This window comes from Clostridium rectalis, from assembly GCF_900626095.1.
In the GTDB taxonomy this organism is placed as follows: domain Bacteria; phylum Bacillota; class Clostridia; order Clostridiales; family Clostridiaceae; genus Clostridium_AS; species Clostridium_AS rectalis.
In genome coordinates this window covers 25,664-46,546 of record NZ_UYZZ01000013.1, presented here as the reverse complement: position 1 = coordinate 46,546, position 20,883 = coordinate 25,664, and the positions used below count along the sequence as shown (strand labels likewise).

Genomic DNA, 20,883 nt, shown 5'->3' with positions numbered 1-20,883 from the left:
AAATGGATCATAATTATCTCTAAGTGGAACGAATCTTTTATGCATAACTTTTAAACTTGTAACTTTATAGTCTTAGTTTTATAATTTTAAGCTTTTAAATATACTATAAATTTTATAGATTTAATATATCCTTTAATTCATCTAATCTTCTTTTTGACAAAGGAATAGAACTTTTAACTTTGTCATCTAAATTTAAAGTGTAACTATTTCTTGTCCAAGTAACTACTTCTCTAACCCTTTGTAAATTTACAAGATAAGATCTGTGACATCTAAAAAATCCAAAATATCTTAATCTCTCTTCTAAGTCTGAAAGTGACATTGTACAGGGAAACTTGTCCCCTCTAATATTTAAATTACTAACCCCCTGTTGGCTTTCTATGTAATCCACCTCTGTAGGATCAAATAGCAGAATTCTTTCTTCCACTTTTGCGGGAATCTTTTCAATTTTGTATACTGGTTTTTTATCCCCAATCTCTTCTTTATCGTCCTTAGATTCTTCTATGCTGTTATCTAACTCTACTAATCCATCAATGTTTAATCTATATGCTTTTTCACTAAGTATAAGTGTATCTTTAAATGCCACAGAAGTAATTAGTACAGCAGTTCCCTTTTCCTTTAAATTTTCTATATTTTCTATTATTACCTTTGCTCCATCCCTATCCATATTAAGAATTGGCTCTTGGAATATTAAAAATTTAGGCTGTTTTAATATCTCTCTTGCAAAACTTAATCTTCTTTTTTGAGAATAATTTAAATTTTTTATTTTTTTATTACCAATGTCTAGTAATGCAAGTTTTAACATTATTTCCTTAACATCTAGTTTTGAAAATAAAATATCATTAAAAAACTCCATATACTCCTCTATAGTCATTCTATCGTAAAAAGCCTCTTCCCTTGAAATAACTCCTATACTACCAACACTTGTCTTAATATAATCTAAATTTCTCATATCTTCTATGTATATTTCACCTTTTGCAGGTACATCTTTTCCTAAGATTAAGTTTACCAGTAAATCACTTATCTCATTACTACATTCTATACTTATAGAGCTACCCTTTTTTATATTAATGTCTATATCTTTTATTACATTATTTTTTTGCTCTTTATATAAACCTTTGATTTTTAGCATATAAAACATCCTTCCACTTCTCATATACTAATTTTATCATAAAAGAGATAAGTAACATAACGTAGACAATTTTACTTATACTATAGTCCTCTCCTCTATGATGCATTAATAACAAAATTTGCGGTATCTTTAAAATAGCATCTAAAATATAGTCCTTTCCTCTATGATGCATTAATACCCACTTCAACTTACTTTACAGAGCCATTAAACTTTTACTCTTTATTCTAGATAACTATTTTATATAATAAATTATTTTAAAAACATCTAATTTATATAATATATTATTATCGTAGCAAAGTTTACAGGATGCTAATATACTATACTATAAATTATTAATTACAAAATACAAATGTGGAGTTGATTCTATGGGAAATTCAGTGGTTTTTTCTGGAAATCCACAACAATTTCAAACCCAAATATATGGTTCTAATGGAAACCAGCCTGTGGCTATTAAAACTGATTCAAATGGTAACTTACTCACCACATTATCAGAGGCTGATGGAACAAATAATCCTTATAGTATTCCTTTGACAGCCTTTAATGACTTAAGAAGTATAAATTTAACTCCTATGGCTGGTTGGACTTTTAATTACAATATAAATTCTGATTATATAGTAACCACTACGGCTAATGGGGGAACCGCAACTCAAGGTGATAGCATGGCTATACTAAACACTAATACTTCTAATAATGGTTCTTCAAAAATAGCAACTAGAAAAGTTCTGCGTTATTCTCCTGGATTAGGCGCATTAGCTCGTTTTACTGCAGTGTTTACAGCTGGAGCTTTAAACAGTCAACAAATTATAGGTTTAGGTGATGATACTGACGGTTTATATTTTGGATACAATGGTACAACTTTCTCAATTCTTCGTATACAAAACGGAACATTAAATTGGATTTCAAAAGATGATTGGAATGTAGATAAAATGGATGGCAGTGGTCCTTCACAAATGACTCTTGATCCTACAAAGGGTAATGTATATTCTATCCAGTATCAGTGGCTTGGCTTTGGTGTAATTAATTTCTATATTACATCTACTTTAACTGGTCAACCTATGTTAGTTCATAGAATTCAGTACCCTAATACTGCCACAGTTCCATCAGTTTATAACCCTAGCTTTCCTTTAACGGCCAAGGTTTTAAATAGTGGTAATACTTCAAATATAGTTTTAAAAACTCCCTCTGCGATGGCTTTTTGCGAAGGTGATGGTTACTCTCAAGCTATAATTACTAGAAATTCTATTTCTAATTCTATTTCCTCATTAGTCCCATCAAACCTAAACGCATTAACCTTGTTAAACACCTCAACCTTTGTAGGTAAGGTTAATAGAACTCGTATAAGACTAGATTTTGTTTCCACCAGTATCCAAGGGTTAGCAGCTGTCACATTTAAATTAATTAGAAATGCCACTTTTGGAACTGGCCTAAGTTATAACTCAATTAATTCAAATACTAGTGTTATACAATACTCTACAACACAAACTACCGCAACTGGAGGCATCCAAATCTTTAGTTTTGAAAGTCCAGTAAATTTAGGAAGTCAGTTATTCTTAAATTCTCTAAACATTTTTCTTGCTCCTGGAGAAACTTTAACATTACAAGCCACATCAACCGGTACCAACCAAATTGATTGTTCTTTCAGTTGGGAGGAAATGTGGTAATTAATAAATTTTAAATTATAGGAAGCTTTCATTATAGATTTGAAGCTTCCTATTATTTATATTTCATACAATAACTTATTTCATTGAATAATTTTAAATCCACATACCATTTATTAAATTCTTAAATTACTATATTCTTAATTTCGTAGCAGACTTAATAGTATGCTAATATACTATAATATAAAATATTAATCAATTAATACAAATGTGGAGTTGATTATATGTCTAATTCAGTGGTTTTTTCTGAAAACCCCCAGAACTTTCAAACACAAATATATGGTTCTAATGGAAATCAATCTGAAGCTGTTAAAACTGACTCTAATGGTAATTTACTCACCACATTATCAGCTACGGATGGAACAAATAACCCTTATAATATTCCTTTAACAGCCTTTAATGATTTAAGAAGTACAAATTTAACTCCTATGGCTGGTTGGACTTTTAATTATAATATAAATTCTGATTATATAATATCTACCACCGCTAATAGTGGAACCATTACACAAGGTGATAGTATGGCTATATTAAGTACTACTACATCTAGCAATGGCTCTGCAAAAATAGAAACAAGAAAGGTTTTGCGCTACTCACCTGGATTAGGAGCATTAGCACGTTTTACTGCAGTATTTACAGAAGGAGTTTTAAATAGCCAACAAATTATAGGTTTAGGCGATGATACAGATGGTTTTTATTTTGGATACAATGGTACAAGTTTTTCAATTCTTCGTATACAAAATGGAACATTAGATTGGATTTCAAAAACCAATTGGAATATAGACAAGATGGATGGAAGTGGCCCCTCACAAATGACTCTTGACCCCACAAAAGGTAATGTATATTCTATTGAGTATCAATGGCTTGGTTTTGGTGTAATAAGTTTTTATATTACCTCTACTATAACTGGTCAACCTATTTTAGTTCATAGAATTCAGTATCCTAATACAGCTACAGTGCCATCGGTTTATAATCCTAGTTTTCCTTTAGTAGCTAAAGTTTTAAATAGTGGTAATACTTCTAATATAGTTTTAAAAACTCCCTCTGCAATGGCATTTTGTGAAGGAGATGGGTACTCACAAGCAATCGTTACTAAAAATTCTATTCCTAGTTCTGTTTCATTAAATTCACCAACAAATCGAAATGTTCTTACACTTTTAAACACTTCAACCTTTGCTGGCAAAGTTAATAGAACTCGTATACAATTAGATTTTATATCTACTAGTAGTTCAGGAAACAGAGCCGTAACTTTTAAATTAATTAGAAATGCTACTTTTGGAACTACTTTAACCTATACCCCAATTAATTCAAACACTAGTGTTATACAATACTCTACAACACAAACTTCTGCAACTTCCGGAATTCAGATTTTCACTTTTGAAACACCAACAAATTCAGGAACTCAACTACTTTTAAACTCATTAAATATTATTCTTGCTCCTGGTGAAACTTTAACCCTACAGGCCACATCCTCCAATGATGTTCAGCTTGATTGTTCCATAAGCTGGAATGAATTGTGGTAAATAGTTGATTTTTTAATAAAAGGAAGCTTTTAATTAAAATTAAAAACTTCCTTTTTCATTGTATCTATCTTTTCTCTATTTCATAAACTGTTTTTATGTCTCCATTTAAAGTGGCTTTTATATTTGCAATTGCCATGATATATCCCCTTTTCATGTTAATATATAAAAACTATTTAAAAACCCTAGCATTACTCTATTAAAATTTTCGCTACTTATTTTTCCCTTATTAAAAATCCATATAAGATTTTATCCTTTAGAAAGACTCTTATTTTCAATTATTAAGCTAACACTAAATAAAATTTCTATTAAAATCATCATTAGTGCAATAATATAAGGCTTAAAATTTATTCCAACTACTAAGGATAAAATTGGTATTATAAAAGATAATACCCCGTAGGATTTGGATTTATAAAGCCAACTATAGGGCAGTAAATGTGCTCCAAAAATTATAGCTATAACCATAAGCATTTTTTGGGGAATATTAGGATATACCCACATGGCAATGAGTAAATATAACATTTGGTTTACAGAAAAAAGCACTCCCAATTTATTTAAAGGATTTTCTTTATTCTGAAAGTCAACTTTTATTATCTTAGATATAAAAAATGCCAAGGGCACTACTGGCGCCGTAGCATAAAATGTAAATAAATTCTTAGTTGAAATAGGTAATTTTGATAAATGAATAATTAGTATAGCACACCAACTAACAACTGAAGCTAAAATAAAATGTAAGCCCTTCTTTTGTTTAATAGCACACCCTAAACGCAATTCTTCTAAACCCATATTCTCTACCTCCTCTAAACTCCCTTTATCTAATATCTTTTCTGCTTCCTCTTTTAAATTTATATTAGATTTAATTTTACTTTAATTTGTTTTTATACATTAACATAAATTTTACGTTAATGTATAAAGATGATTTGAATACAATAATAATCTTATTTTGATATCTATTACTATATAGAAATTATATCAGATTATATATATATATTTAACATAAGTTTAGTTTTCCATATTTTATTTGGAAATTAATTTTTAATATCAATACCTTTCTATTAAAAATTCATCGTAGAAAAATACCTATAGATTATACACTAACTTTTATGTGTTTAATCTATAGGTGTCATATTATTTTAAAAGGTTAACTATCTAATACTTATTCCTATTATCACCTTAACTTTATAATACAATATTATATAAAATCCAATTTTTTATATAAGATATTTTTTTATTTCCTCTGAAGATAGTACTCTTCCTAAAAATTTTACTTATATATAATATAGAACTCTAATGCCTATTCTTTACACATAAACTAAGTGCCAGTAGATAATTTCTGTATTATATATTGGTTTGCTTTTTTTAGTATTTTTCTTAAGATTCTTTTGAAAACCAACCTCTTGTATTATTTGCTATCTTAACTAAAGTTAACATTATAGGCACTTCAGTTAAAACCCCTACCACAGTAGCAAGGGCTGCTCCTGACTTTAAGCCAAATAATGATATTGCAACAGCAACTGCTAGTTCAAAGAAATTGCTTGCTCCTATCATCCCTGCTGGTGCAGCAATATTATGAGGTAATTTCCATAGTTTTGCCCACCCATAAGCAATAATAAATATTAAAAATGTCTGAATTGTAAGGGGTATCGCAATTAGTAAAATATGCAGTGGATTATTTAGTATAATCTCTCCTTGGAATGAGAAAATAATAACTAAAGTTAAAAGCAATCCTATAATAGTTATATTATCGAATTTTTTTAAAAACACATCATTAAAATACTCTATTCCCTTATTTTTTATAACAGATTTTCTTGTTAAATATCCTGCTGTAAGAGGTATAACTACAAATAATATAGTTGATAAAATTAATGTGCCATAGGGAACAGTAACATTACTTACTCCCAATAAAAATGCCACAATTGGAGCAAAAGCTATTAATATTATAAGGTCATTTATAGCCACTTGAACTAAGGTATAGGCAGGATCTCCTTTAGTAAGATAACTCCATACAAATACCATAGCTGTACAGGGTGCTGCTCCTAAAAGTACTGCTCCTGCTAAATATTCTGTGGCAAGATTTCCTGGAATAAATGCTTTAAACACAACCTTTAAGAAAAATGAGGATATTAAATACATTGTAAAAGGCTTTATAAGCCAATTAGTAACGCAGGTAACTATTAACCCTTTAGGTTTTTTAGTTACACCTACTATACTATTAAAATCAATTTTTAACATCATTGGATATATCATAAGCCAAATTAAAATAGCCACTGGTATTGATACATTGTAGTATTCAAATTTATTTAAAGTTTCAGGTACCTTAGGAATAAATTGTCCTATAAGTATTCCTATTATAATGCAGAGTCCCACCCATATAGTAAGATATCTTTCAAAGATACCTAATCCTTTATTTTTTTCTTTACTTTTTAAGGGCATAATTTATCCTCCTCTATAAAAATTCATAGTTTAAAATTCATAAATTATTCTATTAAATCAATTTCATTGTTTTTTATTCTTTCTCTTAAATCTTTAATCTTTTCTTCGATAATTTTTGCACTTTTAATAAATTCTTCATGGCTTTTGCCTGTAGGATCCTCTAATCCCCAATCTTCTGTATACTTACAAGGAAGGAAAGGGCATATAACATTACATCCCATTTTTATTACAATATCAACTTTTGGTATATCCTTTAATAGTTTAGGTCTATATTCTTTATTCATATCTACCTTATACATAGTTTTTAAAACTTTTACTGCATCTTGATTTATTTGCTCTTTGGTTTCTGTGCCGGCGGAATAGGATTCAAAAATATCTGTTGCAAATTTTTTACCTAATGCTTCTGCCATTTGAGATCTACAAGAATTATGAACACATATAAATGCTACCTTTGGTTTCATAAAATTATCCTCCGCTAAATTTGATATATAATCATGTTTATATATAAGTTTACTCAAAATTGATCTTTAGATTTTAAAGTGGAGTTATCCCTAGTTCATTAAATCATTAAGTGTTTCTCCTTTAACTTCTTTTAAAATCCACTTTATAACTGCAAAATTTCCTTTAGATATTTCATTTACTTTATTAATCCACTTTACCTCATTATTTGCCTTTACCTTTAAAATAGGATTTTTTGTATCTGCTGCATAAATACTAGAATTAACAACCCACCATTTACTAAATATCCCAGCTCTATTTAAATCTTCTTGAAGTCTTAAAGCCTCATAAATTGGAGTTGTTTCAGCTAATGTTACTATGATTACTTCTGTTTCTTTCTCATCTCTAAGCTTAGGCAAAAGCTTTTTAACTGATTCTTCAATATCTCCTTGCGAACGCTGAATCTCTTTATGGTAACTTTCAGTAGAATCTAAAAGGAGTAGAGTATGGCCTGTTGGTGCTGTGTCTATAACTACAACCTGATTTTCTGACCTTTCCACCACTTCTGCAAAGGCTCTAAATACTGCAATTTCTTGAGTGCAAGGTGATCTTAAATCTTCTTTTACATAAGCGATATCATCTTCGCTCATACTATCTTCTACTTTGCTTAATACCTCTTTTTTATATTTTTCTAATTCCTTTTTTTCATCTATATGACTTATGGTAATTCCATATCCTTCATCTAATACAAACTTTAAATGAGCCGCGGGATCCGTAGTTGTTAAATGTACTTTCTTCCCTTTTTTAGCTAATCCTACAGCTATTGCAGCAGCTATACTAGTTTTACCTACACCACCTTTACCCATGGTAAATATAACCTTTTTATTAGTATTATATAAATCTTCTATTACCTTATTTAATTTAGGTAGATTAGAAGTCTCTAACTTTTCATGGCTATACTTAATAATATTATCCTTTAAAAATGCCCTTACATTCTCTAATCCTGTTACGTTATATGGTCTTAAAGGAATTTTAAAAGTTTTAATACCCTTTAGTCCTTCTGGCATATTTTCTAATGCTTTTTGCTGTTTACTGTAGATAGCATTAGATAGATAGTCTTCCTGTTCTTCTAGTACTCCGTTTATAACTAACACTTGATTATTTACCCCTATATTTTGAAGCTCTTTAGATGCTCTTTCCGCTTCTTTTAAAGGTGATAATTCTGGACGTGATACAAGTATAAGTGTAGTTTTATCTTTGTCCCCTAGAGTATTTACTGCATTTTTATAGACTTCCTTTTTGTCTTCAAGACCTGAAAGCTGCCCTAAACATGAGGCACCATGTGTACTTTCACTAATAAAATTACTCCAGGCTGAAGGAAGCTGTAGCATCCTTAGGGTATGCCCTGTAGGTGCTGTATCAAATATAATATGGTCATATTCTTTTGATGTTTTTTCATCGGTTATAAATGATGAAAATTCGTTAAATGCAGCAATTTCAATAGTGCATGAACCTGAAAGCTGCTCCTCCATATTTTTTATAACTGCTTCTGGAAGTTTCCCTTTATAAGGCTTTATTACACTTTCCCTATATTCCTCAGCTGCCTTTTCAGGCTGAAAGTTTGCTACTACAAGATTAGGAACTTCTTTTATCTTTACTCCCTTATTATTTAATTTTCTATTAAATACATCTTGAAGATTTGAAGCTGGATCTGTGCTAACTAGCATTATTTTTTTACCTTTATCCGCTAAATTTACTGCTACAGCACAGGCTGTTGAAGTCTTACCAACTCCACCTTTCCCTGTAAAAAACAAATATTTTGTTAAGAATATATCATCTATATTAAAATTTTTAAACATTTTATCCCTCTTTCTCTTTAAATGCAGCTGCCCTTACAATTAAAAAACAAACTATTAAATTTATAATTTTATTTAACAGCAGCCACCTTTTGAATTACAAAACTAATCTATTAAATTAATAATTTTTTTAAATTTAGCCACCTTTAGAATCATAAAAACTAACTATTAACTTTATAATTTATTTAACAGCAGCCACCTTTACAATTGCACCCCTTAGATGGTTTTTTTATAGTAGTTTTTAAATAATTCTGTGGTATATCTAAAAACTCACAAAACTCTTTATTTGTTGGATAAGTCTTTGTTTTTACCACAACACCATCTACCATTGTAACTGGAAGAACTTCTACACCCTTTTCATTTAATAATTTATTTATTTCCTTACTATCAACAAACATTTGCACATTACTAGTTAAATTATATCTTTTTACTAACACCCCATTAATTTCAAGTCTATTTATTACTGTTGAAACTCTTAATAATTCAGGATTTACAGATGGTCCACAAACTCCTGTTGAGCAGCACATAGCTGGATCAAAAATTATCATTTTTTTCATAACAATCACTCCTTATATTTTTAAAAATACTTAATAGCACCTTTATTATTTGCAATCACATTTGCTTTTATTTTTACATATACAATCCTCTGTATCTGTTATTAGATTCATAAAAAATAAAACTAGTTTATTACAGTTAGTAATATTTAATGAATAATGTGTCCATAATCCTTCTTTTCTGGACTTAACAACACCGCACTCCATTAAAACTTTCATATGATGGGAAAGTGTTGGTTGTGTAAAATCAAAATACTCTAATATATCGCAAGCACACATTTCTTTACAAGACAATATATCAATTATTTTTAATCTATTTGGGTCCGATAATCCTTTAATAATTCTCGCGTTTTCTTCATAATTCAAGCCCATTTTTCTTCCTCCTATATAGATAACTTTCTATGTATAGTATAGACAATTATCTATATATAGTCAATAGTTTCCCTTTTAATATACCATATTGTATTTATAAATATATATATTCATCTATATAGAAGCATATTATGCAAATAATATTATAAATGTTCCACTAAAAATAGCAATTTAATTCTTTACATAAAATAATAAAAAAACATACTATAAAACATTAGATTCTATAGTATGTTTTCTACTTAAAACTTTTATTTTTTTAATATTATTATTAGAATTTAAAATACAAAATTAATTAACCATTAGAAAATCATTATTAAGAGGGGTTATATCTTTATTTAAACTTTTTATTTTAAAAAACATCTCTGGGCTCTCTCTTCCACAGACTTTAGTTTTGTAAATAGTTTTATATATTTATTTATATTATTATAAGAATTTAAAATAATATCCTCAGTTAATCCTTTAATGATTTTCTCTATAATTATCCCACTTTTCTCATATAATTTTGATGCAACTTTCCAATTTTCATCCCCTAACTCATCACAATTTTCTAGTAATGCTTTTGCAAATCTATCTCTACTAGCCCTATGGGGATTATTTCCGATTTCACCATTATTTTCATCTAACTCTTTTGGAAGACCCGGAAGTATACTGCCAGTATAAGTAATTAAGTGTATATATATTTTCCTTAATGTTTCCTTATTAAATACTGTATTCCATGTTTCAAATTCTTTAATAAACTTTTCAAATCCACCCAATCCCATAAAACTCACATTAGAATTAAGATAACCACTTGCATTATTTTCAAAAGCAGTATTTAGAATATTTTTCCTATCCCAATTTATATTAGTAAAATTGATTCCAAAGTATGCATTTTTTTTGCTGATGCCAATATAACCTTTCTCCCATGCTAACTTTAAATTCTCATAGGATACTTTGTTAGTACCCATTCTTGAATTATCATAAACATAAATATAATTTTCGTCATACCCAACCATTAAAATTACATGACCTGGAATATGGATCTTATGATAAAATTTTTCTAAATACTCTAAATAATACATATCTAATCCAAATATAATTACCGGAATGTCTTTATCTATGAGCTCTTTTACTTTTTCTATAGTACCTTTAAACTCTTTTCCTTCATCTGCAATAACGGTATACCCCATTAAATCCTTCCAAATATCATATTGTGCCTTACCAATACCACAACTTGATAAGAATATCCTTTTCGGTGGATTCATATTTTTTTCAGACATTAACATAAACCCTGTTGAAGAATAATGTATGAGCTCCTCTGGTATCCTTTTCCCAGTTTTCCACTGATAAATATCACATAGACCATTAACAGGACATAAATAATCAACAACTCTGTGAGGCAAATTTAAAATCTTCATAATTAATCTTCCTTTCACATTATATTAATTAGATTTTAAACTCTCACCTAATACTAGAGTCAATAACTTAGCTCTAAAAGTATACTATTTTCATTACAAAATTAAATGAAAGCATAAATAACTATCACCACATTTTTAAAGGATTCATTATTTTGTTTAAAAAACTCTTTACTGTTTATATGCTCTATCCCATACCTTTTAATGCTTGTACTTTACTTTCTCCAAGCAATTGCTTATTACAATCTCGGGTAAAACCACCTAAATATTTTATCTATTATACTTATATTTATATCTTATATAACTATTAATAATATAAAACTTGAAAGCATATTAATAAAAATATGAGAAATTATACAGGGAATAATACTTCCCTGACACTTTTTATAAGTAATATATCCAAATACATATCCTAACAAAAAAGCATTTATGATTCTAAAGATTATATCCACTTTAGACGCAGTACCTCTTATAACAAAATGAGGACTTGCAAAAGCAATTGCCTGAAGAATATTCCCCTTAAAAAATCCCAATTTATTTATGAACTTCTTTGCAATAAATCCTCTAAAAAAAATCTCCTCAGCTACCCCAGTTTTTATACCGTATAATAAAAGGTATAAAAATAACACCAAAGGCTTATATTCAAGCATATCTACAGAGTTTCGTCCACTATTTCCTGTTAATATGATAATTAAATTTGCTGCTAATGTTATTAAATATACCAAAGTTATGATAAACACTACCTTTAAAAAATTTATTTTTTCAACTTTATATATACCCAATGAATGAATAAACCCAATAAATGTTTTTTCTTTTGCTAAATAAAATATCAGTGGAATAACTGTAAACGCTACTATATTAACTACTGTGCTTATAAATTCATTTATTAATGATCCGCTAACATGCATTGTTTTCCTCCTTTTTTACAATTTTTAATGTACTAATACTATTGAAAGACTTTATTATTTTCTATTGTAAATTAAAAAAGGACTTTCTTAGTAGAAAATCCTAAAATAATTTTTACTTTCACTTTATTTAAATAGAATTTTAAAAAGCTTACTCTTTATAAATCATTTTATTTAAAATTTAAAATATGAACCTTCCATCCCTCATAACTAATTTTTTATTGCAAAAAGAAGAAACTAGATTGTCATGAGTAGCTATTATTATAGTTTTTCCCTCTGAATTTAATTTTCTCAAAATCCCCATGATATTTTTTGCATTATTACTATCTAAAGACCCTGTAGGTTCATCTGCTAATAAAATATTGGTTTCTTGTGCTAAAGCTCTTGCAATAGCAACTCTTTGTTGTTGTCCACCTGAAAGATTTTTTACTTTTATGTTATAAAATTGTTCCATATCTAATTTTTTTAAATATTTTAAAGCTATTTCTTTTCTTATATTAGCAGAGATTTTACGAAAATTAAGTGGTATTGTAATATTATCAATTACTGATAGTTCTTTTATTAAAGCAAAATTTTGAAATATACAAGCTATTTTTTCATTACGAATTTTAGCAAGGTTGTTAAAGTTTTTAAAGGATATTTTCTTGTCATAAATTAGATATTCTCCATGAGTTGGGGAATCTATGCAGCCTAGAATATTTAATAAGGTACTTTTGCCACAACCGGAAGGTCCCATTATTGAAACCATATCTCCTTCAAATATATCTAAATTTATATTATTTAACCCATATACAGTTGTATCCTTTTCCCCATAGATTTTTGTTACGTTATTAAGTTTTAATACTCCCATTATTAAATTCCCCCTATAAGATCTCTAGGTTGTACCTTTAATATTTTTCTGATAGGTATAATAGATGCTATTGCAAATATTAACACTGTTACAATAAAAGTAATTCCTAAATTATGCATTCCGTACGTATATTTGAACCATCCATTTAATGAGGTTTCAAAATTTATAAACAATACACATGATATAAAATAAGAAATTAATATTAAAATAAACCATTCACATAAAATTAAAAATAATAACTTTCCCAATTTTATTCCAGTGCAAATTAACACTCCAAATTCTTTTTTTCTTATGTTTAACAAATAAAGTAGTAAAGATATTACTCCCACTAAGGTTAATATAAAAAAAACTATAACCTTAAATAATTCTATTTTTATTGTTGGTTCTAGTGCATTATAAAAATGATGGACATTATCCTTAAATTTTATAAAATTAATTTTTATATTAAGCTCATTACTTTTTTTATAAAAGTCATTAATTGATTTTTCATAATCAACATTATTCCTAAATACAAACTGTATTCCACCAAAAAATTTTTCCTTCAAAATACCTGCATTATCTTTTAATTGTATATCCTCTGGACATATAATTATAGAATTTGCATTCTCCATATTCATCACTGTAGAACTTAGATATACCGTGTAATCTTTGGGAAGAAATCCTATGATTTTGTATTTTAAATTTTCATCAATATGTAATTCATCACCTAAGTTATAATATTTCTTAAAATTATGCCCTACTATAATGGGATAAATAACATTATCATTATAAAAATCTTCTTTTTTAAAAATATTACCCTTTACACAAGATAGATTCATAAGCTTAAAATAGTCATAATCAATTTTAAGTAAAATTACATTTCCATTGTTATTTTGGAAATTTTCAACTTTAAAACTTTCAAATATTTTATCAAAATTATTTATATTATAGGAAGGCAATAGTACCGTTCTAAAACTTCCAATGCCTAATACTCTGTGGTCACTTTTAATAAAGTTCAATAACTCTAATTTATCTTCTTTACTCTGTTCTTCATCAACATAAAATTCACTTTGATATGGTAAGAAGTAGTATCTACCCTCAGAGGTTATGCTAGTATCTAACTTTTTAATAAATTCATTTCTAAATTCATATAAATTAAAAAAACTCATAACAGTATAAATATAAAATGTCATTTGTAATAATATTAAAATATATATTGCTCTTCTTTTTTTTATATTAGTGATACTTAAATTTAATAATTCCATATAACTCCTACCTTATTCCTTCACTTAAATTACTATTAAAAACATTTATTAATACTATAGATAAAGACAACAATATCATTAAAGTCGTAAATCCTATACTAAATACAAAATTTATTGTATTAAATAATAATTTTGTATTAAAATAATTATCTAAAAATCCAATACTAAAATAACTTATTAAAGATGCTATAGCCCATCCTATAAAAGATATTATCAGTATTTGAAATGTTATTAATTTTATAATGTGCTGTTTTGTTGCCCCAAATATAATTTTTATTAATAAATCTTTTTTTATATCTGTTGTCCATATAAATGAAAAGGTAATTAAATTGATAAAGCTAATTAAAAGAGCAATAATTATATATTTAAACTCATTTTTATTTTGATAATACGAATTTTTCAACACATTTTTAAAAGATAATTCTTTATCATAATATTGAGTTAGCTTAAAATTTTTATCCTTCAATTGAAGATCTTTATACAAACTATGTAAATTTTGTTTCTTATTAAAATAAACTTTACATTCATTTACAGGTTTAGTCTTTAAATTATCCGGTATTGCTTTAACAGGAATAAATACAGAAAAGCAAAATGAGGTTATATTCTTTTTATCAAATACTCCTATAACTTCAAATTCTTTATTATGGATTTGCAAATATTTTTTGTTTTTTTTCATATATGTAATATGATTTAATTCATTTCCTATAATAGCTACATTCCTATTATTATTTATATCATCATTAGAAAACATTCTTCCTTCATCTAAAGAAATAATCTTATATAAATCATAATACTTATTTAATCCTAATATTTTCACCATCTGACTATTATTTTGATACTCATAACTATCATCCAATATATATCCAAGATTCATATTACAGTTATCTAGAAAATCTATTATTTCATCTACAGTTTTATTATTGGTTTTAATACTCATTGTATTTGTATTTTTAATTAAATTTTTAGACTTAGAATAATAATTATAATTTGTGTTAAAAAGCAGTATACAAAACTGAAAAGAACATATACCAACTACAAAACTTAATACTATAATAAATGTAGAAAATGGTTTATATAAAATCTCCTGAAACCTATACATAAAATCCCCCTAATAAAACAGTTGAAAACACTTTAAGTATTTTCAACTGTTTTTTAAATATTAATTTAAGGTCTGCTTAAATAAGGCAATGATTTAGTTGTATCTATTTTATAATGAGTAGAATGATTAGATGATATTCCGGTAGCATTACTTGGATCAGATAACCATCTTGTATACACTGTTTTACCTTTACCTGCTACTCCTTGGCTATAAGCAAAATCTAAAACATTTCCTGATATATTGTAAAGATTAGCTCCTACAGTTGGCTTACCCTCTTCATATCCTTTTGAATATTTCTTAATTGTAGTGCTTGCATAACCCTTACCGGAACTATCCATTTGTTCATACCCTTTAACTGTTGTTTTGTTTAGTTTAAAAGTATCTCCTTTACTATCTGCCGTTGCCATTACTGTAATTGAACCTATACCTATTGTCATAATGGTACATAAAGCTATTTTTTTAAGATTCATATCCTCATACCCCTCCTATAAATTTCAACCTAATATAAACCTCTATATTGTTAATTGTATCATAATATTTTGTGATTTTTCAAATTCTTTACTTAAATAGTCATTTTAACATATACTATTGTGATTTTTATAATATATTAATAACATGCATTAAATTATTTTTTCAACTTTATATATACCCAATGAATGAATAAACCCAATAAATGTTTTTTCTTTTGCTAAATAAAATATCAGTGGAATAACTGTAAACGCTACTATATTAACTACTGTGCTTATAAATTCATTTATTAATGATCCGCTAACATGCATTGTTTTCCTCCTTTTTTACAATTTTTAATGTACTAATACTATTGAAAGACTTTATTATTTTCTATTGTAAATTTAAAAAGGACTTTCTTAGTAGAAAATCCTAAAATAATTTTTACTTTAACTTTATTTAAATAAAAAGTGGCTACATTCCCTTATAAATCATAGCCACGTCTTAAAAGTAAAACTTATCAATTCTCATCATAAGCTTATCTTAAGTAAAAAAACCTGTTTATAAAACTAATTATGTTTGTCCTTATTTAACATACTTAAATAACGATAAATAGTTGGCTCAGAGCACTTTAGTTTATTTGCCACCTCACTAACTGCACCCTTTAGCATAAATATTCCTTTTTGATTTAAAATATCCACAATATTTATTCTCTCTTCTTGTGTTAATCTATCTACTGGAATATTTCCCTGCAATGTTTCAGATAAAACACTTTCTGTAACCTCTCCTATGGATTCAGAAAAATTTTCTTGTGAATCATTTAAAATTGAATTAACAGATTCGTATATACTATTTTCCATAATCAACTCATTAGGATGGCAAAGTTGTAAAACTTCTTCACTTAAAGTCCTATATCTACTATCATCAAAATTTATACAAAGCATGCCAATAAGCTCTTTTGTTTCATCTTTTATAAACATAGTAGAGGATCTTAAAACATTCTTTGTTTTAGATGCAGCATCAAAATTTATTAGATAATCACTATTTTTATAATTACTCATTGCTATAGCATTAAACTCAATATCCGTTAAAGGTTCACCAACACTTCTACCACTGATGTGGTTATTTGCTATTGCTATAATAGATGAAGTTTTATTTTTTAAATCATGTAATACCACTTCATAATCTGGCCCTAAAACTTTTCCTAAAAACTCAACCAGTTTAATATATTTATTTAGTTTGTGTTCCTGCATTATATACACCACCTTTTTGTACCCCATGTATTATTTACATAATCTATTATTTTTTATCTATATAACATAGAATATCATGAAAATAAGTTTATTACAATATAAGGAAAACTTATTAATATGATAATAAATTATTTTTATAATTATCATGTTTTTCTAATATTTACCTGTATAATCCCATTTATATAGGTAAATTTAGCTTTGTAAACGTTTTTTATTTATTTAGCTTTTATTTACAATTAAAATTTTTTATCATATTGACTAAAAATTATAACAGTGATATAGTTAAACCATGGTAAACATTTACAATTCAAATAATGCTTCTATATTTTCTATAAAATAAATTCACAAATAACTTACACACAAATTTTAAATTACCTATTTTGTTTAAAACATTTAAAATTAAATAAATATAAAAACGGGGGGTTTTATTATGAAAGTTAAATATGTAGCTGAACCATTTAGAATTAAGATGGTTGAACCTATTAAAATGCTAACTAGAGAGGAAAGAGAAGCTAGAATTGCAGAAGCAAAATATAATCCTTTTAATCTTAGAGCAGAAGATGTATACATTGATTTATTAACAGACAGTGGAACAAATGCTATGAGTGAAGATCAATGGGCTGGTGTAATAAAAGGTGATGAAGCTTATGCTGGTGGAAAAAGCTACTATAAATTATTAGATGCAGTAAAAGATATATTTGGATATAAATATGCCCAACCTGTACATCAAGGACGTGCCGCAGAAAAAGTTCTTTTTCAGCTACTATTAGGAGAAGGAAAATATTCTATATCAAATATGCACTTTGATACCACTAGAGCCCATGTTGAGTTAAGTGGTGCAAGAGCAATTGATTGTGTTGTTCCAGAAGCTGCTGATCCATCCTTAAGAGTACCTTTTAAAGGAAATATGGATACAGAAAGACTACAAAAATTAATAGAAAAATATGGAGCAGATAAAATCGGTGTTGTAGTTATGACTATAACTAATAACTCTGCTGGTGGCCAGCCTGTATCAATTGCAAATATGAAAGAAACCTCTGAAATTTGTAAAAAACATAATATTAAACTTTGTATAGATGCAGCACGTTTTGCAGAAAACGCATACTTTATAAAAAGACGTGAGCCCGGATATGAAAATAAGTCTGTAAAAGAAATAATTAAAGAAATATTTAGTTATGCAGATATGTTTACTATGAGTGCTAAAAAAGATGCTATTGTAAATATGGGTGGATTAATCGGAATTAAAGAAGATGAAAACTTATTCTCACTTTGTAAAGGTCGTACAATATCCTTTGAAGGGTTTATTACCTACGGAGGACTATCCGGTCGTGACCTAGAAAGTTTAGCTATAGGACTTTATGAAGGAATAGATGAAGATTACTTAAAATATAGGGCAGGACAGATGGAATATCTTGCAGCACGCCTTGATGAGGCTGGAGTTGCTTATCAAGCACCAGTAGGCGGACATGGTGTGTTTGTAGATGCTAAAAGCATGTTACCTCATATTCCATACTATGAATTCCCAGGACACGCACTAGCAATAGAACTTTATAAAGAAGCTGGTATACGTACTTGTGATATTGGTTCATTTATGTTAGGTAATGATCCTGATACTGGAAAACAACTTGAAGCAAATTTTGAATTTACAAGACTTGCTATTGCACGTAGAGTTTACACTCAAGCTCATATTGATATTATGGCTGATGCTTTAATCTCAATAAAGGAAAAAGCAGATACTGTTAAAGGGTATAAAATAACTTGGGAACCACCAATACTTCGTCACTTCCAAGCAAGTTTAGAACCAATAAAATAGTATAAATAAAAATCACTGGCAGAAATAAATATTACTGCCAGTGCTAATATAAATAAAAAAGATTTTTAATAAATTTATATACCTTATAATATAATTATAACATACTTTATAGTCATATCTACAGTCACCTAAATAAATTTAAAATATATATAATTTGTTTTCAAAGGGGAAAAGAGTTAATAAACACTTTTAGCTCTTTCCCCTTTTAGTTATACAATAGGTAAATTTTTCAATTCAGATTTTGAATTCATCATATTTTATACAAATATATTTACAATAAAAATTCCACCATAAAAATCTTAGACTCCAAAGAAGTTTCACGTTTTAGTTTATCTTACCTTAAATACAAAATGCAAAACTTTAAAATATAAAGTCTTTAAGCTTAATTACCAACTATATAAGCTTAGAAATTTTTATCCCAAGATAAATCATTTTATTAACTTAAGTAAACACATTAGATTAATAAATAAGGTATATCTTAGGGTAATTTCTGGCCATATTTTTAGAGTGAAAATTTAGTTCTAAAAGTATTAAGATTTAATAAATTGAGGAGTGGTGGTAGTATGAAAAATAATAACTCTGAAAACGATTGCGCAAACCTTGACAATAGGGATACTTTTAATTCTAAAACCGGTTTTATTTTAGCCTGTATCGGTTCTGCAGTAGGCATGGGTAGTATTTGGATGTTCCCCTATCGCGTAGGTCAATTTGGTGGTGCAGCCTTTTTGATACCATACTTTATATTTATAATAGTTATTGGTTTTACAGGAGTTATTGGAGAAATGTCCTTTGGTCGTGCTATGCAAACAGGTCCCTTAGGTGCTTTTAAAAAAGCTATGGGGATGCGTGGTAAAAAACATGGTGATATTATTGGTCTTATTCCTATAATAGGCTCTTTAGGTACTGCTATTGGTTATTCTGTTGTGGTTGGTTGGATATTTAGGTTTACTATTGGCTCTATTACAGGTTCAATGATAAATGCTCCCGATAGTAGTGCATATTTCGCAGCAATCTCCGGGAAATATGGCTCTCTTTCCTGGCATATTATATCCCTTATACTTACATTTGTAATCATGATTGCAGGAGTATCCAAAGGGATCGAAAAAGTAAATAAATTTATGATGCCAGCTTTTTTTATACTGTTTCTTATTCTTGCTATTAGAGTGGCCACACTTCCTGGAGCTATTGAGGGATATAAATATTTACTTATTCCAAAATGGGAGTTTTTAGCTAACCCCAAAACTTGGGTATTTGCTTTAGGGCAAGCATTCTTTTCACTTTCTTTAGCAGGTTCCGGTACCGTAGTGTATGGAAGTTATTTAAAGAAAACAGAAGATATAGTTGACAGCGCAAAATATGTGGCTATATTTGGTACACTTTCAGCCATACTTGCAGGATTAGTAATAATTCCCTCAGTTTTTGCATTTAAAATGGATCCTGCTGCTGGACCACCTCTTATGTTTATTATTATGCCTAGTGTATTTAAGCAAATGCCTGCTGGAAATTTATTTTCAATTATTTTCTTTATAGCTGTTTTATTTGCTGGAGTTACTTCATTAATGAATTTATTTGAAGCTTCCATTGAAACCCTTCAAGAAAGATTTAAATTTTCTAGAAAAGCTGCAGTACTTGTAATTGCAATAATTGGGCTTTTTTCAGGAATAATACTTGAAGATTCAAATAAACTTGCCATTTGGATGGACATTATGTCTATTTATGTTATTCCTCTTGGGGCAATCCTTGCAGCAGTTATGTTTTTCTGGGTTTGCGGTTCAGAGTTTGCCAGATCTGAAGTAGAATTAGGCTGTCAGAAAAAATTAGGTTCTTGGTTTGAACCTATGACAAAATATGTATTCTGTGGTCTTTCAATAATTGTTTATATTCTTGGTATATTTTACGGTGGTATTGGATAAAATATAAA

The 20,883-nt window shown here is 28.0% G+C and carries 20 protein-coding genes; 4 read left to right on the top strand and 16 right to left on the bottom strand.

The window, feature by feature from the left end:
- Positions 1 to 112 precede the first annotated feature (112 nt).
- Positions 113 to 1,129 (bottom strand): LytTR family transcriptional regulator DNA-binding domain-containing protein, encoded by a 1,017-nt coding sequence (locus EJL03_RS14995; RefSeq protein ID WP_125154787.1) that lies wholly within the window; start codon positions 1,127 to 1,129, stop codon positions 113 to 115.
- Positions 1,104 to 1,301 (bottom strand): hypothetical protein, encoded by a 198-nt coding sequence (locus EJL03_RS14990; RefSeq protein ID WP_125154786.1) that lies wholly within the window; start codon positions 1,299 to 1,301, stop codon positions 1,104 to 1,106. Before EJL03_RS14990 ends, EJL03_RS14995 begins: the two co-directional genes overlap by 26 nt.
- Before the next feature lie 193 nt (positions 1,302 to 1,494).
- Between EJL03_RS14990 and EJL03_RS14985 the strand changes: the two genes are divergently transcribed.
- Positions 1,495 to 2,790 (top strand): hypothetical protein, encoded by a 1,296-nt coding sequence (locus EJL03_RS14985; RefSeq protein ID WP_125154785.1) that lies wholly within the window; start codon positions 1,495 to 1,497, stop codon positions 2,788 to 2,790.
- Positions 2,791 to 3,011: 221 nt separating this feature from the next.
- Positions 3,012 to 4,307 (top strand): hypothetical protein, encoded by a 1,296-nt coding sequence (locus EJL03_RS14980; protein WP_125154784.1) that lies wholly within the window; start codon positions 3,012 to 3,014, stop codon positions 4,305 to 4,307.
- A 246-nt stretch (positions 4,308 to 4,553) separates the two neighbouring features.
- Here EJL03_RS14980 and EJL03_RS14975 read toward each other — a convergent pair whose 3' ends face one another.
- The 14 genes from EJL03_RS14975 to EJL03_RS14915 form a co-directional block, all read right to left on the bottom strand.
- Complete coding sequence (locus tag EJL03_RS14975) at positions 4,554 to 5,090, bottom strand: DUF7010 family protein (RefSeq protein WP_125154783.1); 537 nt, start codon at positions 5,088 to 5,090, stop codon at positions 4,554 to 4,556.
- 585 nt (positions 5,091 to 5,675) lie between these two features.
- Positions 5,676 to 6,737, bottom strand: a complete 1,062-nt coding sequence (gene arsB, locus EJL03_RS14970) for an ACR3 family arsenite efflux transporter (RefSeq protein ID WP_125154782.1) — start codon at positions 6,735 to 6,737, stop codon at positions 5,676 to 5,678.
- 44 nt (positions 6,738 to 6,781) lie between these two features.
- Entirely contained in the window at positions 6,782 to 7,198 is a 417-nt protein-coding gene (locus EJL03_RS14965) for an arsenate reductase/protein-tyrosine-phosphatase family protein (protein ID WP_125154781.1), read from the bottom strand.
- A 90-nt stretch (positions 7,199 to 7,288) separates the two neighbouring features.
- Positions 7,289 to 9,034: an arsenical pump-driving ATPase gene (arsA, locus tag EJL03_RS14960; protein ID WP_125154780.1), complete on the bottom strand. Its 1,746-nt coding sequence runs from the start codon at positions 9,032 to 9,034 to the stop codon at positions 7,289 to 7,291.
- 182 nt (positions 9,035 to 9,216) lie between these two features.
- Entirely contained in the window at positions 9,217 to 9,588 is a 372-nt protein-coding gene (gene arsD, locus EJL03_RS14955; RefSeq protein WP_125154779.1) for an arsenite efflux transporter metallochaperone ArsD, read from the bottom strand.
- A 45-nt stretch (positions 9,589 to 9,633) separates the two neighbouring features.
- Complete coding sequence (locus EJL03_RS14950; protein WP_125154778.1) at positions 9,634 to 9,957, bottom strand: ArsR/SmtB family transcription factor; 324 nt, start codon at positions 9,955 to 9,957, stop codon at positions 9,634 to 9,636.
- Positions 9,958 to 10,301: 344 nt separating this feature from the next.
- Positions 10,302 to 11,354: a BtrH N-terminal domain-containing protein gene (locus tag EJL03_RS14945; RefSeq protein ID WP_125154777.1), complete on the bottom strand. Its 1,053-nt coding sequence runs from the start codon at positions 11,352 to 11,354 to the stop codon at positions 10,302 to 10,304.
- Positions 11,355 to 11,647: 293 nt separating this feature from the next.
- Positions 11,648 to 12,259 carry a CPBP family intramembrane glutamic endopeptidase gene (locus tag EJL03_RS14940; RefSeq protein WP_125154776.1) on the bottom strand — a complete coding sequence of 204 codons (612 nt, stop codon included), beginning with the start codon at positions 12,257 to 12,259 and terminating at the stop codon, positions 11,648 to 11,650.
- Positions 12,260 to 12,437: 178 nt separating this feature from the next.
- Entirely contained in the window at positions 12,438 to 13,106 is a 669-nt protein-coding gene (locus EJL03_RS14935; RefSeq protein WP_125154775.1) for an ABC transporter ATP-binding protein, read from the bottom strand.
- Between the two features lie 2 nt (positions 13,107 to 13,108).
- Positions 13,109 to 14,350, bottom strand: a complete 1,242-nt coding sequence (locus EJL03_RS14930; protein WP_125154774.1) for an FtsX-like permease family protein — start codon at positions 14,348 to 14,350, stop codon at positions 13,109 to 13,111.
- A gap of 7 nt (positions 14,351 to 14,357) precedes the next feature.
- Positions 14,358 to 15,449 (bottom strand): ABC transporter permease, encoded by a 1,092-nt coding sequence (locus EJL03_RS14925; RefSeq protein WP_125154773.1) that lies wholly within the window; start codon positions 15,447 to 15,449, stop codon positions 14,358 to 14,360.
- A 65-nt stretch (positions 15,450 to 15,514) separates the two neighbouring features.
- A complete protein-coding gene (locus EJL03_RS14920; protein WP_125154772.1) occupies positions 15,515 to 15,919 on the bottom strand; it encodes a hypothetical protein in 405 nt (134 codons plus the stop codon).
- A gap of 150 nt (positions 15,920 to 16,069) precedes the next feature.
- Complete coding sequence (locus EJL03_RS16225) at positions 16,070 to 16,228, bottom strand: hypothetical protein (RefSeq protein WP_164509118.1); 159 nt, start codon at positions 16,226 to 16,228, stop codon at positions 16,070 to 16,072.
- A gap of 237 nt (positions 16,229 to 16,465) precedes the next feature.
- Positions 16,466 to 17,149 carry a helix-turn-helix transcriptional regulator gene (locus tag EJL03_RS14915; protein ID WP_125154771.1) on the bottom strand — a complete coding sequence of 228 codons (684 nt, stop codon included), beginning with the start codon at positions 17,147 to 17,149 and terminating at the stop codon, positions 16,466 to 16,468.
- Between the two features lie 430 nt (positions 17,150 to 17,579).
- Between EJL03_RS14915 and EJL03_RS14910 the strand changes: the two genes are divergently transcribed.
- Both EJL03_RS14910 and EJL03_RS14905 read left to right on the top strand, forming a co-directional pair.
- The gene (locus EJL03_RS14910; RefSeq protein WP_125154770.1) at positions 17,580 to 18,962 is read left to right on the top strand and encodes a tryptophanase; all 1,383 of its coding nucleotides are present in this window, start codon (positions 17,580 to 17,582) and stop codon (positions 18,960 to 18,962) included.
- Between the two features lie 563 nt (positions 18,963 to 19,525).
- Entirely contained in the window at positions 19,526 to 20,875 is a 1,350-nt protein-coding gene (locus tag EJL03_RS14905; RefSeq protein ID WP_125154794.1) for a sodium-dependent transporter, read from the top strand.
- Positions 20,876 to 20,883 lie beyond the last annotated feature (8 nt).